At 64.3% G+C, this 13,903-nt stretch carries 14 protein-coding genes; 12 read left to right on the top strand and 2 right to left on the bottom strand.

What is annotated here, in order from left to right:
* The first annotated feature begins 26 nt into the window (after positions 1–26).
* The 9 genes from QCE88_RS20695 to QCE88_RS20735 are packed head-to-tail and all read left to right on the top strand — an operon-like array spanning position 27 to position 8,787.
* Positions 27–203: a hypothetical protein gene (locus tag QCE88_RS20695; protein ID WP_309905591.1), complete on the top strand. Its 177-nt coding sequence runs from the start codon at positions 27–29 to the stop codon at positions 201–203.
* A gap of 36 nt (positions 204–239) precedes the next feature.
* Entirely contained in the window at positions 240–1,457 is a 1,218-nt protein-coding gene (locus tag QCE88_RS20700; protein WP_309905593.1) for a CaiB/BaiF CoA-transferase family protein, read from the top strand.
* Entirely contained in the window at positions 1,454–1,912 is a 459-nt protein-coding gene (locus tag QCE88_RS20705; protein WP_309905595.1) for a MaoC/PaaZ C-terminal domain-containing protein, read from the top strand. The genes QCE88_RS20700 and QCE88_RS20705 overlap by 4 nt, the downstream gene beginning before the upstream one ends.
* Positions 1,913–1,958: 46 nt before the next feature.
* On the top strand, positions 1,959–2,915 hold the full coding sequence (locus tag QCE88_RS20710) for a sugar ABC transporter substrate-binding protein (RefSeq protein ID WP_309905598.1): 957 nt from the start codon (positions 1,959–1,961) through the stop codon (positions 2,913–2,915).
* Positions 2,915–4,456: a sugar ABC transporter ATP-binding protein gene (locus QCE88_RS20715; RefSeq protein ID WP_309905599.1), complete on the top strand. Its 1,542-nt coding sequence runs from the start codon at positions 2,915–2,917 to the stop codon at positions 4,454–4,456. Before QCE88_RS20710 ends, QCE88_RS20715 begins: the two co-directional genes overlap by 1 nt.
* The gene (locus QCE88_RS20720; RefSeq protein WP_309905601.1) at positions 4,453–5,667 is read left to right on the top strand and encodes an ABC transporter permease; all 1,215 of its coding nucleotides are present in this window, start codon (positions 4,453–4,455) and stop codon (positions 5,665–5,667) included. The genes QCE88_RS20715 and QCE88_RS20720 overlap by 4 nt, the downstream gene beginning before the upstream one ends.
* A 26-nt stretch (positions 5,668–5,693) precedes the next feature.
* Positions 5,694–6,533, top strand: a complete 840-nt coding sequence (locus QCE88_RS20725; RefSeq protein WP_309905603.1) for an IclR family transcriptional regulator — start codon at positions 5,694–5,696, stop codon at positions 6,531–6,533.
* Positions 6,530–7,720 (top strand): extracellular solute-binding protein, encoded by a 1,191-nt coding sequence (locus tag QCE88_RS20730; protein ID WP_309905605.1) that lies wholly within the window; start codon positions 6,530–6,532, stop codon positions 7,718–7,720. The genes QCE88_RS20725 and QCE88_RS20730 overlap by 4 nt, the downstream gene beginning before the upstream one ends.
* The gene (locus tag QCE88_RS20735; RefSeq protein WP_309905607.1) at positions 7,717–8,787 is read left to right on the top strand and encodes a Gfo/Idh/MocA family oxidoreductase; all 1,071 of its coding nucleotides are present in this window, start codon (positions 7,717–7,719) and stop codon (positions 8,785–8,787) included. The genes QCE88_RS20730 and QCE88_RS20735 overlap by 4 nt, the downstream gene beginning before the upstream one ends.
* A 19-nt stretch (positions 8,788–8,806) precedes the next feature.
* Here the strand turns inward: QCE88_RS20735 and QCE88_RS20740 are convergent, their stop codons facing one another.
* Together QCE88_RS20740 and QCE88_RS20745 are read right to left on the bottom strand one after the other, a co-directional pair.
* Positions 8,807–10,015, bottom strand: a complete 1,209-nt coding sequence (locus QCE88_RS20740) for a CaiB/BaiF CoA-transferase family protein (protein ID WP_309905609.1) — start codon at positions 10,013–10,015, stop codon at positions 8,807–8,809.
* A gap of 8 nt (positions 10,016–10,023) precedes the next feature.
* Positions 10,024–11,148 carry an extracellular solute-binding protein gene (locus QCE88_RS20745; protein ID WP_309905611.1) on the bottom strand — a complete coding sequence of 375 codons (1,125 nt, stop codon included), beginning with the start codon at positions 11,146–11,148 and terminating at the stop codon, positions 10,024–10,026.
* A gap of 253 nt (positions 11,149–11,401) precedes the next feature.
* Between QCE88_RS20745 and QCE88_RS20750 the strand changes: the two genes are divergently transcribed.
* From QCE88_RS20750 to QCE88_RS20760, 3 genes are all read left to right on the top strand, one after another.
* Positions 11,402–12,151, top strand: coding sequence for an SDR family oxidoreductase (locus tag QCE88_RS20750; protein WP_309905613.1), 750 nt, complete (start codon positions 11,402–11,404; stop codon positions 12,149–12,151).
* Between the two features lie 323 nt (positions 12,152–12,474).
* On the top strand, positions 12,475–13,380 hold the full coding sequence (locus tag QCE88_RS20755; protein WP_309905615.1) for a LysR family transcriptional regulator: 906 nt from the start codon (positions 12,475–12,477) through the stop codon (positions 13,378–13,380).
* A 151-nt stretch (positions 13,381–13,531) separates the two neighbouring features.
* Entirely contained in the window at positions 13,532–13,861 is a 330-nt protein-coding gene (locus QCE88_RS20760) for a YciI family protein (RefSeq protein ID WP_309905617.1), read from the top strand.
* Positions 13,862–13,903 lie beyond the last annotated feature (42 nt).

Below are 13,903 nucleotides of genomic sequence, written 5' to 3' on the forward strand. Positions count from 1 at the left end.
AAATAAGGCAGTTGCGAGTCGCGCCCATGCCGCTCAATCAACGTGCGGCGGTGCGCAAAAACCTCCCGACCGCGGCCATCATGCTGGCCGATCCCGCCAACGATTTGATGCTCGACCAATCCAACGATGCAATCCCACAATCTGACGTTCTCGACCTGACTCGCTTTACTCCCCCGAAAGCCCCCTCTGCGGGAATCCCCTAAATTGAGTTCGTTCATCTGCAAACATATAGTTCCTGCATGAACGAACGAATCCTCACCAACGAAGCGACCGACACAGCCGAGGCGCCCGACGCCATGCCCCTCGAAGGCCTGCTAGTCGTCGACTTCAGCCAATTCCTGGCAGGCCCGTCATGTTCGCTGCGCCTGGCTGACCTCGGCGCAAACGTCATCAAGATCGAGCGCCCGCAAGGCGGCGACCTGTGCCGCCAACTAAGCATCTCCGATCAACATTTGGACAACGACAGCGTCCTGTTCCATACGATCAACCGCAACAAGCGCAGCTTCGCCGCCGATCTCAAGCAGCCAGCCGACCTCGACCGCGTCAAAACGCTCGTGACGCACGCCGACGTACTGATCCACAACTTCCGCCCTGGCGTCATGGAGCGTCTCGGCCTTGGCTACGACACGGTGCGCGAGTGGAATCCCCGCGTGGTATACGCGAACGTCACCGGCTACGGCGAACATGGCCCATGGCGCGACAAGCCCGGCCAGGATCTACTGGCACAAGCGCTATCCGGCATCACCTGGCTCTCAGGCGACGCCGCACAAGGCCCCGTGCCCGTAGGCGTCTCCGTCGCCGATATAGTGACCGGTGCGCACCTCGCGCAAGGCGTACTTGCCGCGCTCGTCCGACGCGGCGTAACAGGCCGCGGTTCACGCGTCGAAGTCAGCCTGCTCGAATCCATTCTCGACATGCAATTCGAGCAGCTCACCGCCTACCTGCGCGGCGACGGCTCGCTGCCGCGGCGCTCCGCCGTCAACAACGCCAGTGTCTATGGCGCGGCGCCCTACGGCCTCTACGAAACCGCCGACGGCTTCCTCGCCATCGCAATGGCCCCTGCCGCGCAACTCGCGCAACTGCTCGACTGTCCGGCGCTCGAAGCCTTCGCCGATCCCTCACTCGCCTTCTCATGCCGTGACGACATCAAGGCGACGTTGCGCGTGCATCTGCGCACACGCACGGCGGCCGCATGGCTGGACGTGCTCGAACCCGCCGATATCTGGTGCGCACGCGTCCAGAACTACGAAGAACTGATCGCGCATCCCGGCTTCACCGCGCTCGACATGACGCAGCGCATCGTCACCACGGCCGGCGATGCGCTGACCACCTTGCGCTGCCCGATTCGCATCGATGGCGCCGTGCTGAAGTCATCGCGCGCCGCCCCCACGCTCGGCGAACACACCGACGAGATCGCCGCTGCATTCGGGCTCGACGGCAAGGAGACAGCGCAGTGATCCACGAACAGTTCTACGAAGACTACGAGATCGGCTTCTCGCGGCGCACGTTCGGACGCACCATCACCGAGACCGACATCGTCATGCACGCGGGGCAGACGGGCGATTTCTTTCCGCATCACATGGATGCGCAATGGTGCGCCACCCAGGATTTCAAGCAGCGCATCGCGCACGGCACGCTCGTGTTCAGCGTCGGGATCGGCATGACGGCAAGCACGGTCAATCCGCGCGCGATGTCCACAGGTTATGACCGCGTGCGCTTCGTGAAGCCGGTGTTCATCGGCGACACCATCACGGTCGCGGCGAGCATCACCGAAAAGCGTGCGCATCCGAAGCGCGACACGCATGGCATCGTGATCGAGCGTATCGAGATTTCGAATCAGCGCGGCGACACCGTGCTCGTGTGCGATCACCTGTATCTGGTGGAGCGGCGCACGCCCGGCATCGAATCGTGATCCCAACAGCGGGACCCTGAACCCGCATCACAATGACGGAGACATCATGCGGAAAGTTCTTGCGACGCTGGGCGCAGTGGCGCTCGTCTGCGCGTCCGGTGCGGCGAGTGCAAAAGATATCACCCTCGGCTATTCGAGCGTGGGCCTGAGCTATCCGTTCGCGGCCGCCATCGCGAAGGGTTTCGAGAATGCAGCCAAGGCGGCCGGCGTGAAGACAGTGGTGCTCGATGCCAAGGGCAGCGTGCAGAAGCAGGCCAACGATATCGACGATCTGATCGCACAGAAGGTCGATGGCATCGCGATCATGCCGCTCGATTCGACCGTCGCGCAAGGCTGGGTGGATCGCGCCGTCGCACGCGATATCCCGACCGTGGGCGTCGCGTCCGAGATCGGCGATCCGCACAAGCGGCCCATCAAGCAGGTCTATGAAAAGCTCACCGCGCTCGTCACGCAGGACGAAGTGACGGCCGGCGAACGCGCGGGCACCATGGCCGCCTCGATGTTGCCCAAGGGCAAGGTGGCCAAGATCGCCATCGTCGAGGGCGCGGCGGGTTATGCCGAAGTCTCGCAACGCTCCCAGGGCTTCAAGCAAGGGCTCGACAAGGCCGGGGTGAAGTACACGATCGTCGCGTCGCAGCCGGGCGACTGGACCTCGGAAAAGGGCGAGTCCACGTGCCAGAACATCCTGGCCTCGCATCCCGACGTCGACCTGTTCTTTGCCCAGTCCGACGATATGGTGGTCGGCTGCGCGCTCGCCGTGCGCAACGGCAGTTCGAGTGCGAAGCTGATCGGCATGGGTGGCTCGAAGCTCGCCATCAACGCAATCAAGCTCGGCGACGTGACCGGCACGGTCTGCTACAAGCCCGAGGAGATCGGCAAGCTGGCGTTCAACGCGCTCTACGGCACCGTGACGAAGAAGAACGTGACGAAGGCCGTGTTCGTCGCCTATGACACGCCGCCCATCACCAAGGCCAATCTCGCGGGCTGCGTGCCGCAATGGTGATGGACGTGCTGCTGCGCTTCGAGCGCGTCGAGAAGGTCTTTCCGAACGGCACCGTGGCGTTGCGCGGCGTCGATCTCGAAGTCGAACGCGGCAAGGTGCACGGCTTGCTCGGCGCGAACGGCGCGGGCAAGTCGACGCTCATCAAGATCCTTTCGGGTGCCTTCGCGGCCTCGGGCGGGCGCGTCGTCTGGCGCGGCGAAGCGGTGCAATGGGCGAGCCCGAGGGAAGCCAACGCGATGGGTGTTGCGACCATCCATCAGCATATTCCGCTCGTGCCGACGCTCTCCGTGCTCGAAAACGTCTTTCTCGGCGATGCAGGCCGCTGGCGGCGCGACACGGCTTACCGCGCGCGCTTCGACGCATTGTGCGAGCGCATCGGCTACGCGCTGGATGGCGATGCGCTGGTCAGCGACCTGTCGATCGGCGAACGCCAGATGGTCGCCATCTTCCAGGCGCTCGGCACGGGCGCCGAACTGATCGTGATGGACGAACCCACTGCGTCGCTTGCCAACGAAGAGCGCGAGATCGTCTATCGGACGGTGCGGCATCTGTCGCGCGTCGAAGGCAAGGCGATCCTGTTCGTCTCGCACTTTCTCGATGAAGTGATCGCGCTCACGGATTGCGTCACGGTGCTGCGCGACGGCGTCGCCGTCATGCACGCCGATACCGCCTCACTCGACGAATCGCGCATCGCGGAGGCGATTGCCGGGCGCGAGATCGTCGCGCTCGAACGCGCCACGCCGCCGCCGCGCGCCGCGCATGCGCCCGTGCTGCTCGAACTGGACCAGGTCGCTTCGCCGGGCAAGCTCGCGCCGGTGTCGATGAAGGTCGCGGCGGGCGAAGTCGTCGGCATCGCGGGGCTGCTCGGCTCGGGCCGCAGTGAATTGCTGCACGCCATCTTCGGCGCGGATCCGCAGGCGAGCGGAGAAGTGCGCGTGGGCGGCCGCGCCATCCGCCGTTCAACGGGCGCGGCGGTCGAAGCGGGCATTGCGCTCGTGCCGGAAGACCGCATGCGCCAAGGGCTCGTCCCGCTCTTCGAAATCTGGCGCAACACGACGCTGCCCGCGCTCGACAGCGTGTCGTGGCGGCGCTGGCTGCCGATGCGCGAACGCGAGATGCGACGCGGCGAGGAAGCCATCCGGCGCTTGCAGATCAAGGCGCAGTCGCCCGACGAACTCGTCACCGAACTCTCCGGCGGCAACGCGCAAAAAGTCACCATCGCGAAATGGCTCTTCAGCGACGTGCAGGTCTTCCTGCTCGATGAACCCACCGCCGGCATCGACATCGGCGCGAAGACCGACATTCTCCTGCTCGTGCGCGAACTCGCGGCGGCGGGCAAGGCGGTGATCGTGGTGTCGTCGGAATTCGAGGAATTGCTCGCGGTGAGCGAACGAATCGTCGTCATGCGCGACGGGCGCTGTATTGCGACACGCGCCGCGCAAGCGACGTCCGAGCACGAACTCATTCTGCTGGCGGGCGGCCGCGCCCCCGCGACTCATGCAGACGAAGCCACGGTAGCGATCTCAGGCGAAAAAACATGAACGTTTCGACTTCTTCCAATGGTCATTCGGTCGCGCCGGAGCGTCCGCCGAAAGCGCGTGTCGACTGGCGGCGCGTCTTCGGCTTGCGCGAGATGGGCGTGTATTACGCGCTGATTCTGCTGGTGCTCGTGCTGTCCGCCGTCACGGCCTACACGGGACGCGCGAACTACCTCAGCATCGTCAACGTGACGAACGTGCTGTATCAGTCGTCGCTGATCGCGATCATGGCCGTGGCGATGACCGTCATTCTGATCACCGGCAACTTCGATCTCTCGGTGGCGTCGGTCGCGGCGCTGTCGGCAGCGGTGATGATCGGTCTCGCGGATTCCATCGGTTTCGTGCCGGCCGCGCTGGTCGCGATGCTCGTCGCCGTGCTCGCGGGCGTGCTCAACGGCGCGATCGTGCAGTGGCTCGGCATCAATGCGTTCATCGTGACGCTCGGGACGCTGACAGCGATACGCGGCGTCGTGCTGATCGTCACCGACGGGCGTTCGCTGTCGGTCGAATCGGTCGACGCCATCGCCGCCATGCGCGTGTTCGAATCCGGCCGCGTGCCGCTCGGCGGCTTTTTCATCGTGCTGGGCATCGTCCTGATCGCGGCGAGCGGGCTGATGATGATGCGGGCGAAGCGCGCCGGGCGTGCGCTCGGCAACGCCGCGCCCGCCGCGTTCGGCATGCTGGCGGGCGGCGTGGTCGTGTTCGCGCTCGGCTGGATCGGTGGCGCGCGGCTCGCCGTGGCGAAGCCGGTCATCTACATGGCGATCTTCACGGGCATCGTGTGGTTCGTGTTGAGCTTCACCAACACGGGCCGACGCTTGTATGCCGTCGGCGGCAACGCGGAAGCGGCGCGTCTGTCGGGCATCAACGTCGGGCGCTATAAAATGGCCGGATTCATTCTGTGCAGCGCGGCGGCGGGTTTCGGCGGCATTCTGTTCGGCAGCCGGCTCGGCGCGATCAACCCCACGGCACTGCAAGGCGCGGAACTGACCGTGATCGCCTCGGCGATTCTCGGCGGCACGTCGCTCTATGGCGGCGCGGGCAGTGTCATCAAGACACTGGTCGGTGCGCTCCTGCTGTTCACGCTGACCAACGGGTTCAACATCCTGAACCTCGGCGCGAACTACCAGGGCGTGATCGAAGGCACGGTCGTCGTCACGGCCGCGGCGATCTATACCGTCGGAGGGTCCCGCCGTCGCGCACGGACACGCTGACACGCCGATACGCCAAGGGATTTCTCATGCCTCGCACCAAAGCCACTGCGCTTGCCGACGATCTCGACGAAAGCGACGCTTCAACCTCATCCGGCAAGCCCAATTATTCCGTGCCGGCGGTCGAGAAGGCGCTCGACATCATCGAATATCTCGCGGCCGAAGGCGTGCCGATGACGCGCGCGCAGCTCGCGCGCGCATTGAATCGTCAACCGCCGGAACTGTTCCGCATGCTGACGTGTCTGGAATCGCGCGGTTATCTGTGGCGCGATTCGGGCTCGAATGCCTATGCGCTGACGCTCAAGCTGTTCGAACTGAGCCGCACGCATTCGCCCTATGAAGGGCTGTTGCGCGTGGCCGAACCGCACATGCGCGCGCTCGCGGCGCAATTGCGCGAGTCGCTGCATCTGTCCATGCTGCATGGCGACCAGGTCATGGTCATCGCGCAGGAAGAAAGCCCGAAGCCGTTCAGGCTGTCGGTGGAAGTCGGCACGCTGCATTCGGTGGCGGGGACCACGTCGGGGCGGGTGCTGCTCGCCCATCTTCCCGACGATGAAGCCGCCGCACTCCTCAAACGCGATGCGACGCACCGGCAGTTGTCCGCCGCTGGACGCCAGACCTTGCGCGAGCGGCTCGCGCACATTCGCACGCAAGGCTACGAATGGAGCGAGGGCGAGTGGTTCGAGAGCGGCATCGATCTCGGCGTGCCGATCGGTTCGCCGCAATCGCGCGTCAAGGCGGCGCTTGTCATGGCGACGCTGCGCCGCAAAGGAGAGGGCCCGACGCTCGCCGACGTGCTGCCCGCGTTGCAGGCGTGTGCGCAGGCTATTGGCGCGGCGGCGGGCATCATCAAGGGAGACACCACTTGAGCATCACGTTGCGGGTCGCCGTGCGGCAGTTCGGGCCGTTCGAAAGTGCCATCGTCAGGCAGTTCGACGATTTCATCGCAAGCACGGGAGCAGATGCCCGTATCGAGATCGCGGCGCTGGACCTGAATCCGCTGCACGACACGCTGATTCAGCGGCGTGAACTTGCAAGCGGCGCGTGGGACCTGGCGTTTCTGTCGACCGACTGGATCGCGGAAGTCGTGGCGCTCGGGCTCGTCGAAAATCTCCTGCCGTTTCAGGCACGTGAACCCATACCCGATTTCCCGGCGGCGTGGAGTCCTTCGCTGCTCGGCCTTCAAACTTTCGCCGATGGCTTCTGGGGCATGCCGTATCACGATGGCCCGGAGTGCCTCGTCTATCGAAAGGATCTGTTCGATGCCGCGGGGCTCGCTGTTCCCACGACCTGGGACGATTTCGCGGCGACGGCGCGTCGCTTGCACGCGCCCGCTGAAGGCCGCCATGGCACGGCGCTCGCGCTGTTCCCGGACGGTCACAACGGGTTCTACGATTTTTGCATCCACGTCTGGACGCGAGGCGGCGAGTTGTTCACGCAAGAGGGCACGCCGACCCTGCCCGGCGCTGCCGCGCGCGACGCGCTCGATTTCATTCGCACCCTCGCACGCGACACCACGGCCGTCGCGCCCGACCCGCAAGCGCTCGACAGCGTGCGCTCGGGCCTGATGTTCGCCGCCGGCGAGATTGCGATGATGGTCAACTGGTTCGGCTTCGCGGCCTATGCGCAGACGGCGGCCGAAAGCCGCGTCGCGGGCTGTGTGGCGGTCGCGCCAATCCCGCGCGGCACGCGTGGCAAGAGCGTCTCGCTCAATGTGTTCTGGATGCTCGCCATGGCCTCGGGCTCACGCCACAAAGACCTCGTGTGGCGTTTCATGCGCCATTGCGCCAGCGCGCCGATGGACCGGCTGACGACGCTCGAAGGCGCCATCGGCACGCGCATGTCGACTTGGCACGACGAAGAAGTGAACCGGCGCATCCCGTTCTTTCATCAGCTTGAGACGCTGCATCGCGACGCACGCGAATTGCCGCGCCTCGCGCGTCTCGCCGACATCTCGCATGTCATCGATGCCATGCTCGCGCGCGCCGTCAACAGCGACGAGCCATCCGATGCACTGCTGGCCGCCGCGCAGGCGCGCATCGAGGAGATCGCATGATGACTTCGCTCGCGAGCTTGCAGCAAGCGTGGCCCATGCCCGCCGCGCCGGTGCCGATCGTGCTGATCGGCGCGGGCGGCATCGCCCGGGATGCGCATTTGCCGGCGTATCGGGAGGCGGGCTTCGAGGTGAAAGGCGTGTTCGATCTCGACGCCCAGCGCGCACGGGATCTGGCGCGGCAATGGTCGATTGCACGGGTATATGCATCGCTCGATGAGACGCTCGATGCCGAAGACGTGATCTTCGATGTCGCCGCGCCCGCCGTCGTCCATGCTTCGATTGTCGAGCGGATGCATGACGGCGCGGCGGTCCTGCTGCAAAAGCCATTCGGTCTCGATCTCGCGCAAGCCAGCCGTTTGCGCGCGCTGTGCGAAGCGAAAGGGCTCAAGGCGGCGGTCAACTTCCAGCTGCGCTTCGCACCGATGATGCTCGCCGTTCGCGACGCGATCCAGCGCGGCTTGCTGGGCGAACTCGTCGATGTCGAAGTGCATCTGAATCTCGCAACGCCGTGGCATCTGTTCCCGCATCTGAAGGCGGACCTGCGTGTCGAAGTGGTCTCGCATTCGATCCATTATCTGGACCTGATTCGCGCGCTGGTGGGCGAGCCGCGCGGCGTCATGGCGCGCGGCTATACCTATCCCGCGAGCGGTCTCGCCGATACGCGCACGAGCGCGATCCTCGATTACGGCCCGACCTTGCGATGCACGCTGTCGCTCAATCATCACCACGACTTCGGGACGCGCTTTCAGGACGCGGGGTTTCGGTTCGAAGGCCTGGACGGCGTGCTCGTCGTGAAGCTCGGCGCGCTGCTTGATTATCCGAAAGGCGAGCCGGACGAGTTGTGGTTCTGCGCACGCGGTGGCGAGTGGTCGCAGATCGCGCTGAAGGGCGCATGGTTCCCGCATGCGTTCATCGGCACGATGGCGAATCTCCAGCGCTACGTGAGCGGTGAGGATACGACGCTGGTTTCGAATGTCGCCGATGCCTGGCGGACGATGGCGCTCGTGGAAGCGTGCTATCGCAGCGAAGCGAAGCCGGCGGAGCCGATTCCGCACAGCCCGGCGTGAGCGGTGCGTGCGTGCGGCATCATCGGCTCAGTCCGAACTCCGCCAATACTTTTTCTGTATCTTCTCCGACGCGTGGCGCGCCGCGTTTGCTTACGGCCCGCTGTCCGTCGATGCGCAACGGCCCGCGCGTCGTCCACACGGCGGCGCTGTCGCGACGCTCCACCGTTTGCAGCATGCCAAGCCGCGCGAACGCCTCGGTTTCCATAAGACGCGGCCAGTCGAGCACTTCCGCGCACCAGACATCGGCGGGACGCAGGCGCGCCAGCCAGAACGCTGTCGGTTGCTGAACGAGTGCCAGCGCGATCAGCCGACGGATTTCATCGCGTCGCGTGAAGGCTTCGTCGGCGGTGAAGCCTGTCAGCGCGGGCAAGGGCAGCGTGTCGGCGAGTTGCCCGAGCGGCATCATCGCCAGGGCGAGATAGCCGTCGGCGGTCGGGTAGAGTCCGTACGGCGCCGCCAGATACACGTTTGCATTGCGATAGTCCGCACGCCTGGGCATGCGTCGGCCATCGTTCAGATAGGTCGTCAGCATCTCGAACTGCAGGTCGATGAGCGCTTCCAGCAAGCTCGTCTCCACGCGCGCGCCCGCGCCCGTCACGCCACGCTGCACGAGCGCCGCAAGAATGCCTTCCGTGAGGATGTGGCCTGCCTGGATATCCGCGATCGACAAGCCGAGCGGCACCGGTCCGTCACCTTCATGGCCATTGAGCCAGGTGATGCCCGATAGCGACTGCGCCAGCAAATCCTGCCCGGGCAGGCTCGCCCATGGTCCGGTTTCGCCATAGCCCGACACGCTTGCGTGGACCAGCCTCGGATTCAGCGCATGCACCGCTTCATGACCGAGCCCGAGCCGCTCGATCACGCCGGGCCGGAAGTTCTGGATCATCACGTCCGCGCGGGCGAGCAGTCCCTTGAGCGCGACGAGATCGCGGGGGTCTTTCAGATCGAGCGCAATGCTTTCCTTGTTGCGGTTGATCGCATGAAACAGCGTGGAATCGCCGGCGATGTCGGTATCGGTCAGATAAAGCGTGCGGCAGATATCGCCCGTTCCCGGACGCTCCACCTTGATGACGCGCGCGCCGAGATCCGCAAGCCGCAGCGCCGCCGACGGACCGGAGAGAAACTGCGCGATATCGAGCACGAGCAGGCCTTCGAGCGGCCCACGCGTGCCCTTCGTGTGATGCGGCAAGGCGCTCATGCTCATGGTCGTGCTCTTGCTCTTGCTCATGCTCTTGCTCATGCGGGCAGGCTGGCGCGAAACAACGCGTTGATGGCGTCGATGATCGCATGGGCGGGCTCGTCGTCGCGCAGGCCGCGATTGAGTCGTGCCGATGCGGCTTGCTGAAACGCCATGTAGCCGTCGTGGCGCGGCCGGACCCATGCGCCTTCCAGCGTGGCGCGGGTCGCGCGATAGAAGTCGCCGGCGGCTTCGTTGACGGCGTCGTCTTCCCATGCGGCCGCGTGGCCCGGCTGGCCGCCGGCTTCGGCAAAAGGCCCGCGCTGCGCTTCTGCGCCCGCCACCCACAGCGCGAATGCCTGCGCTTCTTCCTGATGCGCGCCGCGCGCCGATACCGCGATGCCCGTGCCACCCAACGCCGAACCAAACGGCGCGCGGTCGCCGATGACCGGCATGTCCGCAAACGCGAGTCGTACCGGCCTGAAATCGCGCCATGCGTAATTCACGTAGCCATAGACGAGCGGCACGCAATCGATGGTCGCCTCGGGCTGCGCCATGCGTTCGTACACGGCGATGGGATCGTCGTCGAAGCAGCGCGGATCGACATGGCGAACGAGTTCCCGCAGATGCTCGCAGGCGCGAGGGGCGATGACGCGGTCGAACAGATCAGGACCCGCGACCGTCCCCGGCGCGCCGAGTTGCGCGGCGAGCGTGTAGAGGCACATGAGCGAATGCGGGGCACGCAGAGGCAACGCGACGCGTCCGTTGCGGGCGAGTTGCAACACGTCGTCCCAGGTACGCGGAGGGGCAGCGAGGCGGTCGCGCCGCCACGCGAGGACTTGCGTGGCGGCGTCGATCGGCAGCGCCCATTGCCGGCCTTCCCAGCGATAGCTCGCATACGATTCGCCCACCGTGCCCGCTTCGATATCGCCGAGCGCCGCGGTGCCGTCGAACGGGCGCAGACAGCCTTCGCGCGTCACCTGGCCGACATGCGGATGATCGATCACGATGAGATCGTAGCGGCGCGCGAGTTCATCGACGGGAAAGGATTCGAAGTCCTGCAGCGAGCGCCGGTCCCACTCGATTGACACGCCGGTCCGCGCGCGCCATTCGGCCGAACAGCGCGCGAGCGGATCGTAGCCGCGCGCGTGATCCCAGGTCATGCCTTTCAAGACGATCGTCATCGGTGAGTTACTCAGGTGAATGAGACGTTTATAGGCGTAATGATGGCGTGTTGGGCAAGAAGGTGTCGATCAGGGTTTTCAGCAGCCATGGGCTCGATGACATCGGCCATGCATTCCCGGCATACCTGCCATGCCGTTGCGCCCTCTGTTCAGCCCCTCCGGCGGACCCCATTCTCTTGCCACCGCTTGCCACGATGCCCGCGTTCACACGCTGCATCGTGTCGAGCATCATCCACGTAACAGGAGAGTCACCATGGGCAAGCTTCAGGGCAAGGTTGCAGTCATTACGGGCGGAAGCAGCGGGATCGGGCTCGCGACTGCGAAGCGATTCGTCGCGGAAGGGGCGTATGTCTTCATCACGGGGCGGCGTCAATCCGAACTGGACAGGGCGCAAGAGATCATCGGATCGAACGTGACGGCCGTTCAAGGCGACATCTCGAGCCTCGATGATCTGAACCGCCTCTACGAAACGGTGCGGCAGCAGAAAGGCGGTCTGGACATCGTCGTGGCCAGCGCCGGATACGTCGCGTCATTGCCAACGGAGTCCGTCACGCCTGAACACTTCGACAAGACGTTCAACGTCAACGCACGCGGCACGTTCTTCACGGTGCAAAAAGCATTGCCGCTGCTGCGCGATGGCGGCTCCATCGTTGTCGTCGCATCCGGGATGCACTTGAAGGGTTTTGCGGACTTTGGCGTTTATGCGGCGACCAAGGCAGCCATTCGTTCGTTCACGCGGACCTGGGCAGCGGAATTCAAGGCGCGCGGCATTCGCGTCAATACGCTGAGCCCCGGAATGATCGAAACACCCATCGTGGACGGCATTTTCGGTTCGAAGGAGGCGGCGGATCATGCCCGCGCGATGTTCGAGCAGATCACGCCGCTAGGCCGTATCGGCCGCGCTGAAGAGATGGCCGCAGCAGCGCTGTTTCTCGCCTCCGATGAAAGCAGCTACAGCACAGGCATCGACCTGATCGCGGACGGAGGAATCACCCAGTTGTAGACTGGAAGCGGAAGTGGGCGCAACGGGTGGGTTGGATTGCCATGTTGCGCTTGTGATGGCCTTGATTCCGCGTGTCGTCGGGCGCTATGCGCTCGGCTTCGCCCGGTATCTGCTAATCGGGACATCACAGTCATGCAGCGCGGTTCTTGCACAATCATTTGCTTCGTGAGTCTGCCTTGCCAGCCGATGCTTCGCGCGCTGTAGTGCATGCAAAACGCAAAACGCAAAACGCAAATCGCAAAACGCAAAACGCAAAACGCAAAACGCAAAACGCCCGGCGTCACGCCGCTCCGCGACCACCTATCCCGAAGGATCGACATCAAATGGACCGGATTGACGTGATGCGCATGTTCATCCGGGTGGCTGACTCCGGCAATTTCTCGAAGGTTGCCCGGGAAACGGGTGTCAGCCAGCCGACTGTCAGCAAGCTGATTGCCGGACTGGAAGCGAGGTTGGGTGCGCAATTGCTGCGACGCACTTCTCGTGGCCTGAGTCTGACCGACGCCGGCCAGGATTTCTACGACTCGGCAAGCGTCATCGTGCAAAGTGTGGATGAAGTCGAGGCAAGAGTCGGCAACAAGGAGGCGTCGCCGTCGGGCTTGGTCAGGGTTGCGCTTTCGCCGGCGTTTGGTCGGATGGAAATCGTGCCGCATCTCCCCGATTTCTTTTCTCGCTACCCGGACGTCAGTGTGGAATTCGATGTTTCCCAACGCTATGTCAATCTGGTCGAAGAAGGCCTGGATGTGGCGATCCGGGTAGGTCCCTTGAGCGATTCGGCGTTAGTGGCACGGCGCATTGGCAGCATGGGGTATCTGACGACCGCCGCACCCTCGTATCTCGACAAGGCCGGCGTGCCACACACGCTGGATGACCTGAAACAGCACGCCTGCATTGCTTTCATGTCGCGCGACGCAGCCCGGCCGTGGGCGTTCGTCGGGCCTGAAGGTCCGGTCGAGTTCATCCCGCAAGGACCCGTGCGCAGCAACGATGCGGAATACGTGCGTGCGGCCGTACTGGCGGGCCTTGGCATTGGGCACAACGCGGGATGGCTCTACGCCCGTGACGTCGCTGACGGGCGTCTCGTTCCATTGCTGGCCGACGCTGCGCCACCGCCGTTCCCGATCCATGCCGTCTGGTCGGGCAGCCGACGGCTCGCCGGGAAGACTCGGGCCTTCATCGATTTTCTGGCCGAGTTGTTCGCCGACAATCCTCTTCTGAAAGTCCGCTAGGCGCGGTCACGGGCCTATGCACGCGTGGCATGGCACGTATGCCATTCCCACGCCTTCCCGAGGTTTATCGCGAGGCTTATCTTTCTTCTCACGGCATCACGCAGGAACCAACCGGTTTCACCGACGCAGACTTTCTAAAGGAGCAGCAATCATGGTTGACGAAAATGGTCCTCATTATTTCGTGGCATTCCAGACCCCGGGACCGAACTGGATTCAGGGTGTCAGATACAACGAGCAACCCGACTTCATGAAGCACGTGGCTTACATGATCGAGATGCAGGAGAAAGGGCTCACGGTGTTGAGCGGCCCGTTCATGGAAAAGGCCGGTGGTCTCGCGGGTGTGCTGGCTGACGGAGGAATGACGATCTTCAAGGCTGCCGATCTCGAGGAAGCCCAAAAGATCGCAACGGACGATCCGACAGTGCAGTCAGGGTTGCTCAACGTCGAAGTCAAGATGTTCTGGGTTCCCTTTCACACTTGATGGGCGGTAGGTGAATCACCGCCTGTATGAGGCCGTTCCTTC

The organism is Caballeronia sp. LZ035 (assembly GCF_031451175.1).
Taxonomy (GTDB): Bacteria; Pseudomonadota; Gammaproteobacteria; order Burkholderiales; family Burkholderiaceae; genus Caballeronia.